The organism is Saccharothrix sp. NPDC042600 (assembly GCF_040647305.1).
Taxonomy (GTDB): Bacteria; Actinomycetota; Actinomycetes; order Mycobacteriales; family Pseudonocardiaceae; genus Actinosynnema; species Actinosynnema mutabilis.
Map to the genome: position 1 here is coordinate 29,841 of NZ_JBEZBW010000001.1, position 19,150 is coordinate 48,990.

Annotated in this window: 17 protein-coding genes; 11 read left to right on the plus strand and 6 right to left on the minus strand. The window is 72.0% G+C overall.

What is annotated here, in order from left to right; translation table 11 throughout:
- Nucleotides 1-319 precede the first annotated feature (319 nt).
- Together AB0A74_RS00120 and AB0A74_RS00125 are read left to right on the plus strand one after the other, a co-directional pair.
- The gene (locus AB0A74_RS00120; protein WP_358246659.1) at nucleotides 320-3,106 is read left to right on the plus strand and encodes a BTAD domain-containing putative transcriptional regulator; all 2,787 of its coding nucleotides are present in this window, start codon (nucleotides 320-322) and stop codon (nucleotides 3,104-3,106) included.
- Between the two features lie 261 nt (nucleotides 3,107-3,367).
- Nucleotides 3,368-3,775 carry a hypothetical protein gene (locus tag AB0A74_RS00125; RefSeq protein WP_358246660.1) on the plus strand — a complete coding sequence of 136 codons (408 nt, stop codon included), beginning with the start codon at nucleotides 3,368-3,370 and terminating at the stop codon, nucleotides 3,773-3,775.
- A gap of 36 nt (nucleotides 3,776-3,811) precedes the next feature.
- On the opposite strand, the gene AB0A74_RS00130 is transcribed toward AB0A74_RS00125, so the two are convergent.
- Nucleotides 3,812-4,693: a PhzF family phenazine biosynthesis isomerase gene (locus tag AB0A74_RS00130; RefSeq protein WP_358246661.1), complete on the minus strand. Its 882-nt coding sequence runs from the start codon at nucleotides 4,691-4,693 to the stop codon at nucleotides 3,812-3,814.
- A gap of 204 nt (nucleotides 4,694-4,897) precedes the next feature.
- Nucleotides 4,898-6,325: a leucyl aminopeptidase gene (locus AB0A74_RS00135; protein ID WP_358246663.1), complete on the minus strand. Its 1,428-nt coding sequence runs from the start codon at nucleotides 6,323-6,325 to the stop codon at nucleotides 4,898-4,900.
- Between the two features lie 68 nt (nucleotides 6,326-6,393).
- Between AB0A74_RS00135 and AB0A74_RS00140 the strand changes: the two genes are divergently transcribed.
- From AB0A74_RS00140 to AB0A74_RS00155, 4 genes are all read left to right on the plus strand, one after another.
- Nucleotides 6,394-7,041, plus strand: a complete 648-nt coding sequence (locus tag AB0A74_RS00140) for a PAS domain-containing protein (protein WP_358246664.1) — start codon at nucleotides 6,394-6,396, stop codon at nucleotides 7,039-7,041.
- Between the two features lie 121 nt (nucleotides 7,042-7,162).
- Nucleotides 7,163-8,668, plus strand: a complete 1,506-nt coding sequence (locus AB0A74_RS00145) for a serine hydrolase domain-containing protein (RefSeq protein WP_358246665.1) — start codon at nucleotides 7,163-7,165, stop codon at nucleotides 8,666-8,668.
- A gap of 14 nt (nucleotides 8,669-8,682) precedes the next feature.
- On the plus strand, nucleotides 8,683-9,753 hold the full coding sequence (locus AB0A74_RS00150) for a histidine kinase (protein WP_358247012.1): 1,071 nt from the start codon (nucleotides 8,683-8,685) through the stop codon (nucleotides 9,751-9,753).
- Nucleotides 9,750-10,403 carry a response regulator transcription factor gene (locus tag AB0A74_RS00155; RefSeq protein ID WP_358246666.1) on the plus strand — a complete coding sequence of 218 codons (654 nt, stop codon included), beginning with the start codon at nucleotides 9,750-9,752 and terminating at the stop codon, nucleotides 10,401-10,403. The genes AB0A74_RS00150 and AB0A74_RS00155 overlap by 4 nt, the downstream gene beginning before the upstream one ends.
- Before the next feature lie 15 nt (nucleotides 10,404-10,418).
- Here AB0A74_RS00155 and AB0A74_RS00160 read toward each other — a convergent pair whose 3' ends face one another.
- Nucleotides 10,419-11,231: a TetR/AcrR family transcriptional regulator C-terminal domain-containing protein gene (locus tag AB0A74_RS00160; RefSeq protein ID WP_358246667.1), complete on the minus strand. Its 813-nt coding sequence runs from the start codon at nucleotides 11,229-11,231 to the stop codon at nucleotides 10,419-10,421.
- A gap of 34 nt (nucleotides 11,232-11,265) precedes the next feature.
- On the opposite strand from AB0A74_RS00160, the gene AB0A74_RS00165 reads away from it, so the two are divergent.
- Nucleotides 11,266-12,984: a right-handed parallel beta-helix repeat-containing protein gene (locus AB0A74_RS00165; protein ID WP_358246668.1), complete on the plus strand. Its 1,719-nt coding sequence runs from the start codon at nucleotides 11,266-11,268 to the stop codon at nucleotides 12,982-12,984.
- Between the two features lie 261 nt (nucleotides 12,985-13,245).
- Here AB0A74_RS00165 and AB0A74_RS00170 read toward each other — a convergent pair whose 3' ends face one another.
- The gene (locus AB0A74_RS00170) at nucleotides 13,246-13,647 is read right to left on the minus strand and encodes an Imm1 family immunity protein (protein WP_358246669.1); all 402 of its coding nucleotides are present in this window, start codon (nucleotides 13,645-13,647) and stop codon (nucleotides 13,246-13,248) included.
- Complete coding sequence (locus AB0A74_RS00175) at nucleotides 13,638-14,429, minus strand: DddA-like double-stranded DNA deaminase toxin (protein ID WP_358246670.1); 792 nt, start codon at nucleotides 14,427-14,429, stop codon at nucleotides 13,638-13,640. The genes AB0A74_RS00170 and AB0A74_RS00175 overlap by 10 nt, the downstream gene beginning before the upstream one ends.
- Nucleotides 14,430-14,941: 512 nt before the next feature.
- Here AB0A74_RS00175 and AB0A74_RS00180 point away from each other — a divergent pair.
- From AB0A74_RS00180 to AB0A74_RS00190, 3 genes are all read left to right on the plus strand, one after another.
- Nucleotides 14,942-15,457, plus strand: a complete 516-nt coding sequence (locus tag AB0A74_RS00180) for an OsmC family protein (RefSeq protein WP_358246671.1) — start codon at nucleotides 14,942-14,944, stop codon at nucleotides 15,455-15,457.
- Between the two features lie 68 nt (nucleotides 15,458-15,525).
- Nucleotides 15,526-16,782 (plus strand): serine hydrolase domain-containing protein, encoded by a 1,257-nt coding sequence (locus AB0A74_RS00185; RefSeq protein ID WP_358246672.1) that lies wholly within the window; start codon nucleotides 15,526-15,528, stop codon nucleotides 16,780-16,782.
- Between the two features lie 33 nt (nucleotides 16,783-16,815).
- Nucleotides 16,816-17,673 carry a MerR family transcriptional regulator gene (locus AB0A74_RS00190; RefSeq protein WP_358246673.1) on the plus strand — a complete coding sequence of 286 codons (858 nt, stop codon included), beginning with the start codon at nucleotides 16,816-16,818 and terminating at the stop codon, nucleotides 17,671-17,673.
- On the opposite strand, the gene AB0A74_RS00195 is transcribed toward AB0A74_RS00190, so the two are convergent.
- Complete coding sequence (locus AB0A74_RS00195) at nucleotides 17,615-18,139, minus strand: alpha/beta fold hydrolase (RefSeq protein WP_358246674.1); 525 nt, start codon at nucleotides 18,137-18,139, stop codon at nucleotides 17,615-17,617. The two genes, AB0A74_RS00190 and AB0A74_RS00195, sit on opposite strands and share 59 nt — an antisense overlap.
- A 186-nt stretch (nucleotides 18,140-18,325) precedes the next feature.
- Between AB0A74_RS00195 and AB0A74_RS00200 the strand changes: the two genes are divergently transcribed.
- Nucleotides 18,326-19,105, plus strand: coding sequence for a TerC family protein (locus AB0A74_RS00200; RefSeq protein ID WP_358246675.1), 780 nt, complete (start codon nucleotides 18,326-18,328; stop codon nucleotides 19,103-19,105).
- Nucleotides 19,106-19,150 lie beyond the last annotated feature (45 nt).

Consider the following 19,150-nt stretch of genomic DNA (forward strand, 5'->3'; position numbering starts at 1 on the left):
CGAACGGGGAAGCGACCCGGTCCCGTCGAGGGGCCGGTCGCGGGGATCGCACCGTCAGCGGTGGCGTCCCGTGTCCAAACCCTGACCGGTCGCGTTGATGCGGCATTGACGCCGTGTTGACCGCGCGCTGTAGCCGCGGCCGGATCGCGGCGTTGTCCCGGTGTGGGCCGGCGGTGTGGCGGGGTGTGGGCCGGATGGGGGTTACCGGCGGGTTGTCCGGCCGCCGCGGGCTGGGCCGACGGCAGGCTCGGGCGGGGGCTTGGGAGGCGGACACGGGTCGGCGGGGGACGCGGTGCCGGAGGGACGGGTGGAGTTCGGGGTGTTGGGTCCGGTTGTGACCTGGCACGAGGGGCGGGAGCACACCATCGCCAGCGGGCGGCAGCGGTGCGTGCTGGCGCTGCTGGTGCTCGAAGCCGGTCGGGTGGTGTCGCTGGACCGGCTGGTCGACGCGCTGTGGGAGGCGGGCTCCGCGCCGCGCACGGCACGCAACGTGGTGCAGCAGTGCGTTTCGGAGCTGCGGAAACTGGTGGCGGTCGATCCCGGGGCCAGGCTGGTGCTCAAGGCGCCCGGGTACGCCCTGGAGGTGGATCCGCAGCGGGTGGACCTGCACCGGTTCCGTTCGCTGGTCGCCGCCGCCCGCGCCGAGGACCCGGCCGTCGGGCGGGCCGCGGGTCTTCGGCGGGCGTTGGCGCTGTGGCGGGGTGAACCGTTGGCCGGCGCCGACGCCCCCGGCCTGGTGCCGGCCCGGCAGGCGCTGGCCGAGGAACGGTTGGCGGTGCTGGAGGAGTGCCTGACCGCCGAGGTCGAGTCCGGGCGGCACGCCGAGGCGGTGCCGGAGTTGACCGCGCTGGTGGCCGAGCACCCGCTGCGCGAGCGGCCCGCGGAATTGTTGATGCTGGCGCTGTACCGCGGCGGCCGGGCCTCCGAGGCCTTGGAGCACTACCACCACACCCGGCAACGACTGGCCGAACAACTGGGCACCGACCCCGGCCCGGCACTGCGGGAACTGCACCAGCGCGTCCTGACCGCCGACCCCGCCCTGACCCTCCCGACCCGCGACACACCCCCTCCGGCGGCGACGCCCCGCCAGTTGCCCGCCCCGCCGGCGCCGTTCACCGGCCGCCGCGACGAACTCGACCGGCTCGACACCGCGCTGCACGCCTCGAACCAGGGCGCCACGGTGACCATCTCCGCCCTCGCCGGCGCGGGCGGCATCGGCAAGACCTGGCTGGCACTGCACTGGGCACACCGCCACACCGACCGGTTCCCCGACGGGCAGATGTTCGTCGACCTGCGTGGCTTCAGCCCCACCGGCGACCCGACGGACCCGGCGGTGGCCGTGCGCGGATTCCTCGACGCCCTCGGTGTCGAACCCGGCCGCATCCCCACCGACCTCGACGCCCAAGCCGCGCTCTACCGCAGCCTGGTCGCGGGCAAGCGGATGCTCATCGTGCTGGACAACGCCGCCACCAGCGACCAGGTCATCCCCCTGCTACCCGGCACACCAACCTGCACCGTCCTGGTCACCAGCCGCCGCAAGCTGGCCGCGCTGATCGACCGGCACGGCGCCCGCCACCTGACCCTGGACGTCCTGGACCGCGACGAGGCCCGCGCCCTGCTGACCACGCGCCTGCCCGCCGACCGCGCCACCGCCGAACCCGACGCCGTCGACGAACTGGTGACGCTGTGCGGGGCCTACCCCCTGGCCCTGGCGATCACCGCCCGCACCGCCGCCATCCGCCCCGCCCTGCCGCTGACCGAGATCACCGCCGAACTCCGCGCACTCGGGCTGGAGGCGTTCGACCACGACGATCCCGCCGCCGGCCTGCCCGCCGTGCTGTCCTGGTCCCTGCACCGGCTCACCGAACAGCAGCGCACCGTGTTCGCGCTGCTCGGTATCGCCCCCGGCCCGGACACCACCCTGCCCGCCGTCGTCGCCCTCACCGGCCTGTCTCCGGCGAACGCCCGCAAGGCGTTGTCGGCGTTGGAGGAGGCGTCGCTGGTGGAGCGGCGACCGGGCGGCCGGTACGGGATGCACGACCTGGTCCGCGCCTACGCCACCACCACCGCCCACGCCCTGCCTGACGACGTCCGCGAGACGGCGCTGACGCGGGTGGTGGACTTTCACCTGCACACCGCCCACGCCGCCGACCGCCTCGTGGACCCCCACGGCACGCTTGTGCCACCCGACCCGTGCACGCCCGGCGTTCGCCCGCTTCCGCTGCCCGACGCCGCGACGGCGATGGCATGGCTGGAGGCCGAGCACGCCACCCTGCTGGCCACCCAACGCACCGCCGCCGCACTCGGCCGCCACCACGTGGTTTGGCACCTCGCCTGGACCCTGGACACCTTCCACCACCAGCGGGGGCACCGGCGCGACGCGCTCGCCGCGTGGCGGACGGCCCTGGACGCCGCCGCCCACCTGCCCGACCCCGCCACCCGCAGCCGCACCCACCGACACCTCGGCCACGCCTGTGCGCGGCTGGGCTTGCACGAGCAGGCCACCGGACACCTGGAGCGGGCCCTCGACCTGGCCGTGCGCCACCACGACCCCGCCGAACAGGCGCTCACCCACCGAACGCTCGCGGTCGCCTGGGAACGACGGGGGAACGTCCGGCGGACCCTGGAGCACAGCCGGCACGCCCTCGACCTCTACCGCAGTCTCGACCAGCCGGTGCCGGAAGCCCTCGCGCTCAACGCGGTGGGCTGGTACGCCGCGCGCCTGGGCGACTTCGACACGGCCCGCGACCACTGCCACGCCGCCCTCACCCTGCACCGACGCCACCACCACCCCGCAGGCGAGGCGGCGACCCTCGACAGCCTGGGCTTCATCGCCCACCGCACCGGCTCCCACAGGCAGGCCCTCGATCACTACCACCAGGCCCTCAACCTGTTCCGCGCCCTTGGCCACACCGTTGAGATCGCGGACTCCCTCAACGGCGTCGGCCACCCCCACGCCGCGCTCGGACACCACGAGCAGGCCCGCGCGGTGTGGCGGGAAGCGCTGGAGCTGTACCGGGACCAAGGCCGCGACGCCGACGCCGACCGCGTCCAACGGCAACTGGACGACCTCGACAACCCCACGACCACCAGCGGATCGACCTGACCGGGACATCCGGCACACCGGACCGACATCGGAAAGAGCAGGATCAGGGAGCCGGTCGAGTTGCCGAGCGCCTTGGCGAACACGTCGTTCCGGGCGATACGAACGGATCCCCGCGTGCTCGCGGTACCGCCGCCACGCCCGCGTCCGGCAGCGCGGCGAACAGAACCGCGCGTCCGTCCGCCGCTACCACTCCACCCCGCACGGCAGCAGGGCGTAGTGGTAACCGACTGCGGGGCTTGCGGCTGTGGCACGATCACGCCTGTGCTGGACGAGTCCCTGATAGGTCACTGGACCGATCGTGACCTGTACCCGCACGATCCCGAGTACTCCGAGCTCGTGTTCCGCGCCGACGGCACGGGCTGGACGTACTGGTGCAGTTGGAGCACGGCCTTCACCGTCGAACGCTTCCGGTGGCGGCAGGCCGCGCCCGGGGTGGTGGAGGTGAGGCTGGTGGCGCAGTTGTCCGGCACGTGGTCGACGGTCGATGGTCAGACGCGGCATGAGGTGCAGGACCGGCAAACGCTCGACACGACGTTGTCCCGGACCTACCGGACAACCGGTGACCCGCTCGCACTGGAACTCGACGGCCCCATTGAGACGACCCTCGGCGGAACGCGATTTACCCTGGTGTCCCGCGAAGCCGTTGACCCGGTGCCCGCATACCGCTGAGCCCGAGTCCGGCGTCACGGCCGCGCGCCCGAATGCTCATTCCACCGGTCGTTCCGCGAGTTCGCCGCGGAACGCGATGACCGCCTCGCCCGAGATGGTCACTTCCAAGCCACCGGCCGAGACGACCCGGACGCGTACGTCGCCCGGTCGTCCCATGGCCACGCCCTGTCTGCCGGTGAACTCCAGTGCGCCGCCGGTCAGTGGGGCGAGGTCGTGGTGGGCCAGGTAGGCACCCAAGGGGCCGTGGCCGTTGCCGGTGACGGGGTCTTCGGTGATGCCGATGGCCGGCGCGAACATGCGGGACCACGTCAGCAGGTCCGGGTGGCCGGTGTCGCGGGTGAAGATCATGAAGCCGTTGCTGCCCACAGCTCTGCTCAGGTTGGTCAGGGCTGCCATGTCGGGCGCTAGAGCGTCTACGGTGTGGCGGCTTTTCAGTTCTACCAACACTTTGGAGTGGCCGGTGGACACGATCTGGATGGGACTGCCGGGGAGGTCGCGTGTGTGTACGCCCAGGGCCCGGACCAGCCGGTCGGCTTGTGCGCCGGTCAGTTCCGGGCCGAACTCGGGTTCCCCCTGGCGCATGGCGATGTGGATGCCGTCCTCGTGGGACACGTCGATGCGTTGCAGCAGGCCGGTTCCGGTCTTTTGGACCAGCGAGCCCGCCGGTAGGCCGTACTCCACCGTGCGGGCGTAGTGCGCGGCGACGGTGGCGTGGCCGCAGGTGGGGACTTCCGTTGTCGGGGTGAAGAAGCGCACGCGCACGTCGTGGTCGTCGCCGTCGGCGGGTAGGACGAAGGCGGTTTCGGAGTTGTTCAGCTCCCGCGCCACGGCCTGCATGTCGTGTTCCGTCATGCCTTCCGCGTCGAGCACTACCCCGGCGGGGTTGCCGGTGAACGGTGTGCGGGTGAAGGAGTCCACTTGGTACAGGGTCCTCACGGCATCTCCCCGAAGCGCACGCGCCACGCCACCGTGTCCCAGTCGTCGATGGCGGTCAGGTAGAGGGTCACCTTCGCCACGGACCCGGCCTCCGCGCCTGCGCCTCGGACCACGGCGAGCAGGTTGGCCAACGCCTGCCGCGCCTGGGTGGCGGCGCGGCGGTAATCTCGACCCGGTCCAGGTGCGTCATGCCAGGTCCTCGGCGAGGTTGACCAGGGCGCGCACGGCCGCGCCCGTTCCGCCGCGCGGGGTGTAGCCGTGCGGGGCGCCCTCGTTGAACGCCGGGCCGGCGATGTCCAGGTGCGCCCACGGCGTGCCGGGCGGCACGAACTCGCGCAGGAACAGCCCGGCCGCCAGCCCGCCGCCCATCCGCTCGCCGGTGTTGGCCAGGTCGGCGATCGTGGAGTCCAGCCCTCGCCGCAGCACCGGCGGCAGCGGCATCGGCCACGCGGACTCGCCGGCGCGTTCGCTGGCGGCCAGGACCTTCGCGCGGAAGTCGTCGTCGTTGGACATCACGCCGTAGGTGTGGTTGCCCAGGGCGATCCGCATCGCCGCGGTGAGGGTGGCCACGTCCACCAAGGCGTCCGGCCGCTCCTCGCCGGCGCGGACGATCGCGTCGGCCAGCACGATCCGCCCCTCGGCGTCGGTGTTGACCACCTCGACGGTCTTGCCGCCGTACATGCGCAGCACGTCACCGGGCCGGACGGCCGATCCGGACGGCATGTTCTCGGCCAGCGCGAGCCACGTCGTCACCCCGATCGGCAGGTCCAGGCGGGCGGCGGCGACGGTCGCGGCGAACACGGCCGCCGCGCCGGACATGTCCCGCTTCATGATCTCGTTGGCGCCCACGGGCTTGAGCGAGATGCCGCCCGAGTCGTAGGTGATCCCCTTGCCCACCAGGGCCAACGTGGTGCGCGCCGCGCGGTGGGCGTGCGCGATGCGGACCAGCCTGGGCGGCGAGGCCGAACCGCGTCCGATCGCGAGGATGCCGCCGAAACCCTGTTCCGCCAACGCGTTCTCGTCCAGCACCTCGACGGTGAGCCCGTGTTCCCGGCCCACCGCGGCGACGGTGGCGGCGAAGGCGTCCGGGGTCAGTTCGTTGGCCGGGATGTTGATCAGGTCCCGGGCCCGGTTGACCTCCTCGGCGAGCACGGTGGCCCGGTGGACGGCCGCGTGGTGCGGTGTCGGCACGACGGCTTGGGCCGGTGGCGCGGCGGTGTCGGTGCGGTAGCGGGCGAAGGTGTAGCCGCCGAGCAGGTGCCCGGTCGCGATCGCCTCCACGGCCTCGGGGTCGGGCGCGGGCAACGCCACGACGGCCCGCTCGACGCCGGACAGGGCACGCGCCGCCTCGCCGGCCGCTTGGCGCAGCTTCTCGGCGTCCACCGGTTCCGCGCCCAGGCCGACCGCGAGCACCAGGCCGCCGTCCCGGCCGACGAGCTTGACCACCTCGCCGACGCTGCCGGTGGCACCGAGCACGCGCAGGGCGGCGGTGACGTCGTCGCCCAGCACCTCTGTCGCGCCGGGCGCGAGCACGGGCCCTGCGGCGGTGTGGACGACTCCGACCACGACCGCGTCCGCTGTGGTGGTGTCCGATGCTGCTCTGACCATCGTCATTGGCGTCCCCCAGGTGGTGATGATAGAAAGTTATCAACGATGATAACCAGCTCTCAAATCGGGGTGGGATGAGCGACAGCCACTTGATCCGCACGGCGATGACGGTCGCCGACGGCATCGGCGCGATGTTCGGCAGCGACTGCGAGGTGGCGGTCCACGACCTGAGCAAGCCGACGGAATCCCTGGTGCACCTGGTGAACGGGCACATCAGCAAGCGGGAGCTCGGGTTCCCGATCCGCGACCTGATCCGCACCGTGCTGCCCAACATCGAAGGCGGCGACGTGCTGGCGAACTACCCGACCCCGCTGCCCGACGGCCGGGTGCTCAAGTCCACCACCTGCCTGCTGCGCGACGAGTCCGGCGCGCCCGCGGTCGCCCTGTGCATCAACTACGACGTCAGCGGACTCGGCGCGTTGCGGCACAAGCTGGACGGCTTCCTCGCCATGGCGGAAGTCGGGGACCGGCCGGCGGCGGAACCGCGTCTCGGCGACGCCGAGGTGCTCGACGTGCTCAGGGTCCTGGTGCGCAACACGGTGGCCGGGTTCGGGAAGCCGCCGCGGGAGCTGGGCAAGGAGGAACGGCTGCGCGCGGTGGACTTCCTCGACCGCAAGGGCGCGTTCCTGATCAAGGGTTCCGTGCCGCTGGTCGCGGAGGTGCTGGGCATCTCGGAGCCGTCGGTCTACCGCTACCTCGACCAGGCGAAGTCCCGCCGCTGACCGGCCGACCGGTCCACCCCTGACGAAAGTCGGGGGTCCGCCCTGCCGTTCGGGTCGGGTCGCGAGGCCGCCGGGTTTCTAGCGTTCTGCGTCGTTGACATCGACGGGAACGGAGAGCGCCGTGTGGCAGCGCGGAACGTGGTGGCGGGGACTGTTCGTGGTGGTCGTGGGGCTGGTGTTGGGTGCTGTGCCCGGCGGCCCGGCGCTCGCGCGGGAGCGGTTGGACACGGCGGCGATCGACCGGTTCGTCGTGGAGTTCGCGCGGAAGGCCGCGTACCCGGGCGTGGCCGTCGCCATCACCAAGGGTGATCAGGTGCTGCACGTGGCCGGGTACGGCAAGGACTCGTCCGGCGCGCCGGTGACCGCGGCGACGCCGATGCCGGTGGCGTCGGTCAGCAAGTCGTTCACCGCGCTCGCCGTGATGCGGCTGGTGGAGGCGGGTCGCGTCGAGTTGGACGCGCCGGTGCGGAGGTACCTGCCGGACTTCCGGGTGGACGACCCGCGCGGGGAGAAGATCACCGTGCGGCAACTGCTCAACCAGACGTCCGGGATCACCGACGGCACACTGGCGGAGAAGAGCCTGCCGCAACCAGGCTCGCTCGCCGAAGCCGTGGTGCGCGCCGGCCAGGCGACCTTGGCCACCGAGCCCGGCACGAAGTACGCCTACACCAACACCAACTACCACCTGGCCGCGCGGCTGGTCGAGGTCGTGTCGGGCGAACCGTTCGCCGACCACCTGCGGCGGCACGTGCTCGACCCGATCGGCATGCGGGCGACGAGCCACGTCGCCCTGACGCCGCGCGACCTCCCGGACGCGGTGGCGAAGGGACACGTCTACGCCTACGGGGCGAGCGTGCCCACCGCGGAGCCGGAGCGGTTCGTCGCCGGCTCGGACGGCCTGGTCAGCACGGCGGAGGACATGGCGAAGTGGTTGGCCGTGCACAACAGCGGGGGCAGGGCGGTCTCCGGCGAGCGGGTGCTGTCCGAGCAGGGCATGGCCACGATGCGTCGGGCCGAGGGGGACTCGACCTACGCCATGGGCTGGGACACCGAGGACGACGGCCGGGTGCGGCACGGCGGCATCTGGTTCACCTACACCGCCGGTCAGGTGCTGCTGCCCTCCGGCCACGGGATCGCCGTGCTGGTCAACACCGGTGTCGCCTTGACCCATGAGGGCACGACCGCGCTGGAGGACGGTCTGGCCACTTTGGTCACCGGCGGCACGCCGGACTTGGGCGGCGGAACGCGGTTGATCGTCGACCTCGTGCTGGCCGGCCTGACGCTGGTCAGCCTCGCGCTCGGCGTGCGCAACCTGCGGCGCGTCGGCCGGTGGGCGCGGCGCTTCGGCGACCGTCCGTGGTGGCGGCTCGCGCTGCGGTTGGCACCGCGGCTGGTGCCGCTGGGCATCCTGGTGGCGCTGCCGGCGGTCACCACGCTGGTCGCCGGCGGGCGGGACATCAGCCACGTCCAGCTCGCGCACTACTCGCCCGCGTTGGTGGCGTGGGTGGTGGTGGCGGCCGTGCTGAACCTGGGTGTGGGCGTTGCCAGGGGTGTGGCGTTGGTGTGGTTGCGGGGCGCGGTCCGGCCGGGCCCGAGCGTGCCGTCACCGCAGCTCACGGCGAGGTAGGGTCAGTGATCGTGATGTGCTCCGAGGGCAGGCGGCCGGCCTGGCCGCCTGCCCCGCGGTGGGCGTTGGTCCTGTTCGCGTTGCTGCTGGTGGCCGTCGCGCTGGGCGCGACCGACCTGCCGGGGTGGGTGGTGGCGGTCGCGCTGCTCGCGCCGGTGGCGGCCTTGGCCCTGCTCGCCGTGTTCCCGCCGGGTTCGCTCGTGGTGTGCGCGGGCGCGAGCCAACTGGCCGCGCTCGCCATGGACGACTCGGTCCCGCCCTGGAGCGTCGCGCTCGCCGCGGCGGTGGGCGTGGTCAGCGTCCTGGCCGGGCGGGTCGTGGTGCGGCCGGCGATCCCGCTGTTGGTCTTCGCGGTCGGGGCGGTGGTGGGCGCCGGGGTCGCCGCGCCGGCCGGCCGGGAGTGGGGCGCGGGGCCGTTCGTGCTGCTCGTGGCCGTCGTCCTGCCCTGGGGCGTCGGCCGCTCGATCCGCCAGCAGACCGAGGTCGCGCGGCTGCGTGAACGCAACCGGATCGCGCACGACATGCACGACACCCTCGGGCACGAGCTGAGCCTGCTCGCGTTGCGCGCCGGGGCGCTGGAGATGGCCGCGGACCTCGCCGAACCGCATCGGCGGGCGGTCGCGGAGTTGCGCTCCGGGGCCGCCGCGGCGACCGATCGGCTGGCGGAGATCATCGGGGTGCTGCGCGACGGCGAACCCGCGCCGCTGCGGCCCGCGGACGGCTCGGTCGACGAGCTGGTCTCGCGGGCGGCGGCGGCCGGTCTCGCGGTGACCCTGGAGACCGACGGCGAGACCGCGCCGCCGGTGGTCGAGCGGACCGTCGTGCGGATCGTCCAGGAGGCGTTGACCAACGCCATGAAGCACGCTCCCGGCGCGACCGTGCGGGTTCGGCGGGTGACCGCGGAGGGCAGGACGGTGGTGACCGTGACCAACACGGTGGCGGCCGGCGGGCCCGGCACGGGCAGTCGTCGCGGGCTGGCGGGGCTGCGCGACGGTGTCCGCGCGGTCGGTGGCACGCTGCGCGCCGGTCGTCGCGGCGAGGTGTTCGAGATCGTGGCCACGCTGCCACACGGGGGAGAACGGTGATCCGGCTGCTGTTGGCCGACGACGAGGCCATGATCCGTGCCGGGGTGCGGTCCATCCTCGGCTTCGACCCGGACATCGAGGTGGTGGCGGAGGCCGCCGACGGCCGGGCGGCCGTGGACCTGGTGTTGGCGCACCGCCCGGATGTGGCTTTGCTGGACATCCGGATGCCGGTGATGGACGGGCTCGCGGCGTGCGCGGAGATCACCCGCGCGGCACCGGCCACGGCGGTGGCGATGTTGACGACGTTCGGCGACGACGCCTATGTGTCCCGGGCGCTCGACGGTGGCGCGCAAGGGTTCCTGCTCAAGTCGGGCGACCCGCGCGAGTTGATCGCCGGTGTGCACGCCGTCGCCACCGGGGGCGCCTACCTGGCCCCCAAGGTGGCCGCTCGGGTGATCTCCCGGCTCCGCGGCACCGGGCTGGGCCGTGCCGCCGCCGCCCGCGCGAAGGTGGACGCCCTCACCCCGCGGGAGCGCGATGTGCTCACCCTGGTGGGCGCCGGCATGTCCAACGCGCAGATCGCCAAGCGCCTCGACCTGGTCGAGGGGACCGTCAAGGGCCACCTCAGCGCGATCCTGTCCCGCCTCGGGCTGGACAACCGGGTGCAGGCCGCGGTCCTCGCCCACGAGGCCGGTCTCGTGGGGTCGTGACGGCGGGCGCTGCCGCTAACGGGTTCGGTTGCGGTAGGCGCGTTGTTGGCAGCTGCGGGAGCAGTAGGCGCGGGGGCGGCCGGATGCCGGTTGGGTGATGGGGGTGCCGCAGACCGCGCAGGTTTCGTCACGGCTTTGCGCGCGTTGGACGCGGAGTTCGATGGCGTCGAGCAGGCGGGCGAGGCCGAACTCGAACGGGTCGGGCTGGTCGAAGCCGCCGGACTCCCACAGCGCGGTGAGCGTGGGGTAGTCGCTCATCCTGGCCCACAGGCCGTCGCGGGCGGCCCAGAACTGTTCGTCGCTGATGCCGGTGTCGCGTTCCGCGCGGGCGGCCTCGACCAGGGCGAGGGCCTCGGCGTCCAGGAAGCGGCCGAGCAGGCCTGCGGTCGCGACGACTTCCGCCGGGGGCAGGGCGGTGCCGGCCAGGATGGCGAGCAGGTGTTCGTAGTGCGCCAGGGCGTTGGGGCCGGGGACGTGGCGGGTGCTGTGTTCCTCGGCCAGCCACGGGTGGCGTCGGCGCAGTTCCCACCCGTGGCGCACGCAGGTCTCCAGGCGTTGCCGCCACGGGGCTTCGGGGTCGTCGGGGGCGGGGTCGCCCAGCACGGCGTCACGCATGAGGTCGACCAGGTGGTCGCGGCCGGGCACGTGCCGGTACAGCGACATGGTCGTGAAGCCGAGGTGTTCGGCGACCTTGCGCATGGACAGGCCGGCCAGTCCTTCGGCGTCGGCGACCGCCACGGCGGCGGCGATCACCCGGTCCCGGCTCAGCCCCGGCCGCGCGTCCTGGTCCCGCCACAGCAGTTCGACCCGCTCGTTGTCCCGCGTCACCCAGCACCTCCCTGTTTATAGTATAAACGCGTTTATGGCATACACACGTGAGCTGTACGTCTCCCCGACGGGCGATGACTCCGCCGCCGGCACCGAGGAGCACCCCTTCGCGACCGTGGATTGGGCGCGGCGGGCGGCCCGGGAGGTGGCGGGCGAGGTGGTGGTCCACTTGAGAGCGGGGACTTACGCCGGGCCGTGGGCGTTCACCGAGGACGACTCCGGCACTTATCAGGCATACGGGTTCGGCACTTCCGCGCAGGAGGAGGTGGTGGTCGGTGGCGGACGGGAGATCACCAGGTGGCGGCAGGGTTCCGGTGGGGTGTGGGTGGCGGACGTCGGCGCGCTGGACACCCGGCACCTCACCGTGGACGGCCGCCGGGTCGAGCGGGCCGGGATCGACGGCATCCCCGGCGATGTGAGTGAAAACAGCGAGGGTTACGTCACGAACGTGGTGTTGGAGTGGCGGGCGGGCGTCGAGTTCGTCCACCGGGGCGTCTACCCGTGGACCGAGGCGCGGTGCGCGGTCGAGTCGGTCGAGGACGGGGTGATCAGGATGAAGCAGCCCGCGTTCGGCTGGGCGCGGGAGCTCTACAACTCGACCTGGGACGGTCACACCTCCCGCGGGCCGGGCCTGCCCACGCGGGTGGAGAACGACCCGTCGTTCCTGTGCGAGCCGGGGACGTTCGCCCTGGACCGGTCCCGTCCCGGCCACCACGTCCTGCACTACCTGCCCCGTCCCGGCGAGGACCCGGCCACCACGCGGGTGGTCGCCCCGGAGCTGGAGACGCTGGTGAGCGTGACCGGCGCGTCGGGACTGTCCTTCCGCGGCCTGGTCTTCGCCGACACCACGTGGCTGCGTCCCGTGAGCGACCGGGGTTTCCTGCACTACCACGGCAGCGGCTACCACGACGGCGGGCGGATCGACACGGTCGTGGTGGTGGAAGGCCAGTCGTGGCTGACGGTGGCGGGGGAGCCGGAGACCGTGCCGGCGTGCGTGACCGTGGTCGATTCCTCGTCCGTCGGGTTCGAGGACTGCCGTTTCACCCGCCTGGGCGCGACGGCGCTCGGCGTCACCGGCGGCGCGGACGTGCGGGTGCGCGGGTGCGGCTTCGACACTCTCGCCGCCGGCGCGCTCACCCTGACCGGCACGCGCGGGGCGGTGGTGGAGGACAACGTCGTCCGCCGCGTCGGCCTGGACCACTCGGGGTCGCCCGGCATCTCGTTGCTGGGCACGGAGGGGTGCACGGTGGCGCACAACCTGGTGGACGACGTGCCGCACTGCGGCATCGTGGCCGGCCCGGCGCGGGGAACGCGCATCCTGCACAACCACGTGACGCGGTCGATGGGTGTGCTGGCCGACGGCGGCGGCATCTACCTCTCCGGTCCGCAGGGCAGCTCGCACGACGACGGGGCGCAGGTGCGCGGCAACGTCGTCACCGACACGCGCACCCCGTACAACTTCGCGCTCTACACCGACTACGGCGCGTCCTGGGTGACGGTGACGGACAACGTGGTCCGCCGCGCCGACAACACCGCCGTCCTGCACGTCAACCCGCCTCTGGAGAACGTGGTCTACCGGGGCAACGTGTGGGACGCCGATCCGGTGGGCAGCGACACTGTCCCGGACACGGTGACCTACGAGGACAACAGGACCCTGACGGACCCGGTCGAGTTGGACGCGGCGCAGACCCTTGCCGGGGCAGGCCCGCGCCGCGCGGCTCCCATCCCGATGGTCACCACGGGATCGGACTAGACGGACATCGTGGTCCAAGACGTACTTCACGTGGCGTGTCTGCGCGCGCTGCCCCGATACCAGTAGCGCCACGACCGCCTAGCGGCTCGCTGGGCGGGGTAGCGGCCGGGGAGGGAGTGATCCCAACCCCGGCCGCTTTCGTCATCCAGGGATCCGTATTCGCCGGGCTGACCCGTTGACGTACCGGTCACGCGCGTACGTCAACCCGGTGGCGTACCGGCCGGGCCCGGGGGCCTACGGTGGCCCGGCCGTGAGCAACGATCAACGCGGTTGCCACTCGATACCGGTTGGCCTCGCGCCCCCACTGGTCATGTACTCGTGCGCGGCCCGTCGAACCACGTCCAACGGGAGTTCCGCATCCGCCGGGTATTCGGTGTCCGAACCGGTGAAGTAGTAGATGGGCAGCGGGTCGGCCACGTCCGGCCCTTTGCTGGTGACGCCGTCGGGCGCGTCGGGGCCGGAGTAGTAGAGGACTCCGCGCCCGTATTCGGCATCCAATCCCACATCCAGAATGGCGCGGCCGGGATCGTCCGCGATCAGGAGTTGAACGGTGTTGGGCCCCGGCCACCCGGCGACGGTGTCCAACACAGCGTCCAGCTCGGCGGGGGTGTCCACGATGGTCGGTTCGGTCGCGTCCCTGTCGAACCACGCTTCTAGCGCCACCACGGGCGGGCCCCTCCTGTGTATCGCTTGCGGAACCGCTCACCTTGGGCGTTCACGCCGTGCACGGTGAGCGTAGACCCCGGTGGAAGCAGGATCGGCACGAGCGTGTCACAGCCGAACCGGCCCACGCACGGCGTGTTGTTGATCACGACGGTGGCGTGCTGGACACCTTCGCGCACCATGCGCGCTGCCAGCTTGATTTCCACGTCTGCCGTCTTGGCCGACGCCGCACGCATTCCCATGTTCCTCAACATGGCGTCGGCGGCGTCGGAATCGTCGTCTTTGCCACTGACGATCGGTTCCGCGTCGCCGTCGGGTGTGATCCAGCGACCATGCGTTTTCCGGCCGCGTTCCCCCGGCGTTATCGGCGGGGGAAGTTCATGACGTAGGCCCTCGACCCGGTCCGGCGGGACTACGGGCGGCTGGCCGGCTGGGGCCTGGCGGACCGGGGATGGCTGTTGCAGCGGTTGTGCGGGCCGCTGAGCGATCGGATCGGGTGCCGGTGCCGTCTGTCCGGTCAATGCGGTCAGGGCGGCCTGTGCTCGGTCCATACCCGCCCCGAGGACCTTCCACAGGTCTTTCACCCCGTTGATCACTTCGTGGAAGTTGGCCAGCATCTGTTCGGTGTCCGACTCCAGTTCGATGGCCCCGCGCAGGTGGGCCGCCAACAGGTCGTGCGCCTCTTCAGCCAAGTCCTGGGCCTGTCCCAACGCGTCCCGGCACTGCGACGCCTTGTCGCACGCCTGGGACACGCTCTGAGCCACTTCCCCGATCGAGGACACGCCGCCCCCTCTCCCGCGCGCCAGCGTGGCACACGGGTACGACAGTGACCCCGCTGCGACAGTCCGTGACCCAGTTGCCCACTTGCCCCAAGTAGCCGTGTCCAGGGCCGGTGATCCCGCGACCTACGCGGGCACTACCAGGACGGCCGCGTGAGCCCACCGGGGGCACTGCCAACTTGGGTACCTGTCCCCACTCGGCCATCACGGCCAGGTGGGGACAGGTACCGACCAGCCCGTGTTACCCGTGAAATCACCGACCGGCCGCTACCCGCCAGCCAGGCCAGGCCTGGCCGCTACGGACCGCCCCGACCAGCGTCAACGCTGGTGGGCCGCCGGGGGACCACAAAGGTCACCCCGGGTCCGCGCCGTGAGACGGTCACTGTCCGCATCGTGGACCCGCCCGGCTATTCCCGACGTTCACCGGCTCCCACAGGGTGGTTCACCCTGGCCGGTCCTCGGTGGCGGCCCCCAGACTGCGTGCACTGACCACGGTGAGTGAGGGAGTGTTTTCGATGACGGTGGACGTGCGGCTCAACGACGTGGACGTCGAGGCGGTGGGCGGTCTGGTGGAGGCCGTCCGCGCGGACGAGGCCAACGCGCGCACGACGTGGGCGGCCCACGTGACCTGGCGCGGCGGGTTCCGGTCGGAGGCGAAGGTGCGGGGTTTCGCGCCCACGCCGTCCGACGAGCCGGTCGCGCTGGGTGGCGGGGACACCGCCGCCAACCCGGTCGAGCAGCTGCTGTCCGCGCTGGGCAACTGCCTGGCGGTCGGGTACGCGGCCAACGCCACGGTGTCCGGCATCCCGCTCACCGACCTGACCGTGGACCTCAAGGGCGACATCGACCTGCGGGTCTTCCTCGGGTTGGCCGAGGGGCACGCGGGGTTCGACTCGATCACGGCGAAGGTCCGCATCACCTCGCCCGCCCCGCGCGCGGACCTGGAAGCGCTGCACGAGCGGGTCGTCCGCAGCTCGCCGGTCGGCCACACGCTCGCCGCGGCGGTCCCGGTCCGGATCGACCTGGCCTGAGGCCGGCACTACCGGGGGTGGGCGGAAGGGGTTGACCCCGCCCCGAGGTCAGGCCGGAGCCTGGCCGCATGAGGCACAACAGCACTGGTTCCACGGCTCGGTTCGCCGCGCCGGTCGGCGGGTTCGGGAAGAGGGTGCGGGTCTTCCGGCGCGTGGCGGTCACCGCGCTGGCGGTCACGTTGCTGGCCGGAGGGTCCGCGCCGGGGACTGCCGCCGCTGCCCGGCAGTACCGTCCGGCGTTGCAGGAGGCCATGCAGGGGTTCATCGACATCGGGTTCACCGGGATGCAGTTGCGGGTGCACGATGAGCAGGGCGAGTGGGTGGGCAGCGCCGGACTGCGCAAGGTGGGTGGGGAAGCGAAGCCGCCGACGAACGGGCGGTTCCGGATCGGCAGCAACACCAAGACCTTCGTCGCGACCGTGGTGCTGCAACTGGTGGCCGAGGGCAGGGTCGCGCTCGACGCCCCGGTGGCCGGCTACCTGCCCCGGTTCGAGCTGGACCCGGGGATCACGGTGCGGATGTTGTTGCAGCACACCAGCGGGCTGTTCAACTACACCGGCGACTACTACGACGGGAAGGCCATGCCGGGCCTGCCCTCGACGGGCCAGGAGTGGGTGGACAACCGGTTCCGCACCTACCAGCCCGACGAGCTCGTGCGGTTCGCGTTGTCCCGGGAGCCGCTGTTCCCGCCGGGGCGGGACTGGAACTACTCCAACACCAACTACGTGCTGGCCGCGCTGCTGATCGAGGAGGTCACCGGCCACTCCTACGCCGAGGAGATGCGGCGGCGGATCCTGGAGCCGGTCGGGTCCGATCGGGAACCACGGCCGCTGGGGTTGTCGGGCACCGAGGTGCCGGGCACCCGGACGGGAATCCGCGGGCCCCACGCCCACGCTTACTACCGCTACCCGGACGCCGGCCAGTGGAAGACGGTCGATGTCACCCGCCAGAACCCCTCCTTGGTGTTCGGTGCCGGTGACATGATCTCGACCACCCGGGACCTCCACACGTTTTTCTCCGCGCTGATGAGCGGCAAGCTCGTGCCGGCCCCGCTGCTGGCCGAGATGCGCACGCCACACGACAGGAGCGGTTTCGGTCTGGGGGTGCGCGTGGAGAACTCGGTCCCGTGCGGCGGCACCCTCTACTTCCACAACGGCAACACCATCGGCTACGGGGCGCTGATGTATAGCACGGCGGACGGCAGCAAGACCCTGACCGCCTCGATCACCGGCGTGGACACCGAGGTGGACCTGGCCACGAAGTTCCCGCAGGCGTTGGACAAGCTGCTCAAGGCGGTGTTCTGCGGCGAGCGGGCCGCGGGTTGACCTTGACCTCGGGTCAGGCCGCACACTCGTCGCATGGCTCCCTCGACGGGTACGACCGGCGGCGTCACGACCGGCGGCGTCACGACCGGCGGCGTCACGACCGGCGGTGTCACGGCCGGCGGTGTCACGATCGGCCAGGCGGCGGCGTTCGCCGGTGTCACGGTGAAGACCGTGCGGCACTACCACCGGCACGGGTTGCTCGCCGAACCACCCCGTGACAGCTCCGGCTACCGGCGGTACGGGTCGGCCGACCTGCTGCGGCTGGTCCAGGTCCGCACTCTTGCCGCCGCCGGGGTGCCGCTGGCCGAGGTCGGGCCGCTGCTCGACGCCGACACCGAGCGGTTCGCCGCCGCGCTCACCGACGTCGAACGACGTCTCACCGAGCGGATCGCCGAGCTGGTCGCCCGGCGTGACACCCTGCGCCAACTCGCCGACGGCGAGCGGCTCCTGCTGCCCGACCGCGCCCTGGCGGTCCTGGACCGGCTGTCCGACCTCGGTTTCGGCGACGATTACGTGGCCGGCCAGCGGGAAGCCCTGGTGCTGGCCAAGGCGCTGGCGCCGGAGTTGTTCGACATCTTCCTGGCCCAGCTCGAACACCGGCTGGACGACCCCGAGTTCGCCGACCTGACCAAACGCGGCTGGGAGGCGCGGTCCTGGGACCCGGACGACCCCCGGATCGAGGAGCTGGCGTCCGCGCTGGCCGAGAACCTGCTGGCCCACCGCGAACTGCTGGCGACGCCGACCGGCTACCAGCCCGGTCCCGACGCCGCCACCCGGTACGGGCTGATCAACCACCACCTCGAAGACGGGGAGTCCACGGCGTGGACACGGCTCAACGCGCTCGTGGAGGCCGAGCTGCGCGCCGCGGGCGTACCCATCCCGCACCAATGACGGCGGTCAGGGGAGTCCGTCGACGAACTCGGCGATCTCCTCCGGCGGCATCACCCCGGACTGGCCCACGACGAGCGCGGTCGGGCACGACACGCGCTCCCACTCCGACCAGAACGACCGTCGGGAAGGGCGCCGGCCACGACGCGAGCCACCCGCCGACCGCGCCGGGCAGGTCCGGCTGCGGACCGCGGGGCCCGGCCTCCACCAGGACCAGCCCGCTCACCCGGTCGGGGTGGGCGGCGGCCGCGAGCATCGCCGTGTGCCCGCCCAGCGACTGTCCGACCAGGACCGCCCGGTCGAGCCCCAGTTGGTCGAGCACGGCGATGACGTCGGCCGCATAGGCGGCGCGGGAAACCGGCCTGCCCGGCCCTTGCCAGTCACGGCAGAACAGCCGGGCACCATCGCGCACCACCGAGCGCGCAACCCATTGCTGTGGGCTACCTGCCACCGAGGATCCGTCCGACACCCGAGGCGGTCGTTCACCTGGCTCGGGATGGTAATGGGTCCGATCCGGGTGGCGGTGTCACGGCTTGCGTCCACAAAGGACGCACGAGTTGTCGCACGATCGGGTGAACAGTGGTGTGGCTCGCGGATCGTCCTTCGGGGTGGGGGAGTCTCGGCTATCGTCCGCAGGCGGCCGTCGTGTCGTCGCGTGTGGACGGAGGACCCGAGCGTGGAGTGGATGCTCAGCCCGGAGCTGTGGATCGCGTTCGCCACCTTGTTGCTGCTGGAGGTCGTCCTCGGCATCGACAACATCGTGTTCATCTCGATCCTCGCCGGCCGCCTGCCCGCCGAACTGCAACGCCGCGCCCGGCTGGTCGGCCTGTCCCTCGCGTTGATCACCAGGCTCCTGCTGCTGGCGTCGTTGTCGTGGGTGATCGGGTTGACCGCGCCGCTGTTCACCGTGTTCGGTCAGGAGATCTCCGGCCGGGACCTGATCCTCCTGCTGGGCGGCCTGTTCCTGCTCGTCAAAGCGACCTACGAGATCCATGAGCAGCTCGAAGGCGCCGAGCGCGCCGCCACGCGCAAGGCGGCGTCGTTCGCGTCGGTCATCGCGCAGATCCTCGTGCTGGATGTGGTGTTCTCGCTCGACTCAGTGATCACGGCCGTCGGCATGGTGGACGAACTGGGCGTGATGGTCGCCGCGGTCGTCGTCGCGATGGTGGTCATGCTCGTCTCCGCGGGCAGGATCAGCGACTTCGTCAACCGCCACCCGACGGTGAAGATGCTGGCCTTGTCCTTCCTGCTGCTGATCGGCGGCAGCCTCATCGCCGAAGGGTTCGACCAGCACATCCCCAAGGGCTACGTCTACGGCCCCATCGCGTTCTCGATCTTCGTGGAGTTCCTCAACCTGCGCGTCCGCGCCAAGCGCGCACCCGAACCCGTCCACCTCCACCCGACCTACGTCAAGGACGCCGACACCACCGCCTGACGGCCCGCTACCCGCGGTCGGCCCTGGGCGGGGACGCCGCTGGAC

Excerpts from the sequence above, each read along its gene's own strand:
- AB0A74_RS00135 (WP_358246663.1), bottom strand. The coding sequence starts at position 6,325 with ATGACGATGGTCAGAGCAGCATCGGACACCACCACAGCGGACGCGGTC.
- AB0A74_RS00140 (WP_358246664.1), top strand. The coding sequence starts at position 6,394 with ATGAGCGACAGCCACTTGATCCGCACGGCGATGACGGTCGCCGACGGC.
- AB0A74_RS00150 (WP_358247012.1), top strand. The coding sequence starts at position 8,683 with ATGTGCTCCGAGGGCAGGCGGCCGGCCTGGCCGCCTGCCCCGCGGTGG.
- AB0A74_RS00165 (WP_358246668.1), top strand. The coding sequence starts at position 11,266 with ATGGCATACACACGTGAGCTGTACGTCTCCCCGACGGGCGATGACTCC.
- AB0A74_RS00180 (WP_358246671.1), top strand. The coding sequence starts at position 14,942 with ATGACGGTGGACGTGCGGCTCAACGACGTGGACGTCGAGGCGGTGGGC.
- AB0A74_RS00185 (WP_358246672.1), top strand. The coding sequence starts at position 15,526 with ATGAGGCACAACAGCACTGGTTCCACGGCTCGGTTCGCCGCGCCGGTC.
- AB0A74_RS00190 (WP_358246673.1), top strand. The coding sequence starts at position 16,816 with ATGGCTCCCTCGACGGGTACGACCGGCGGCGTCACGACCGGCGGCGTC.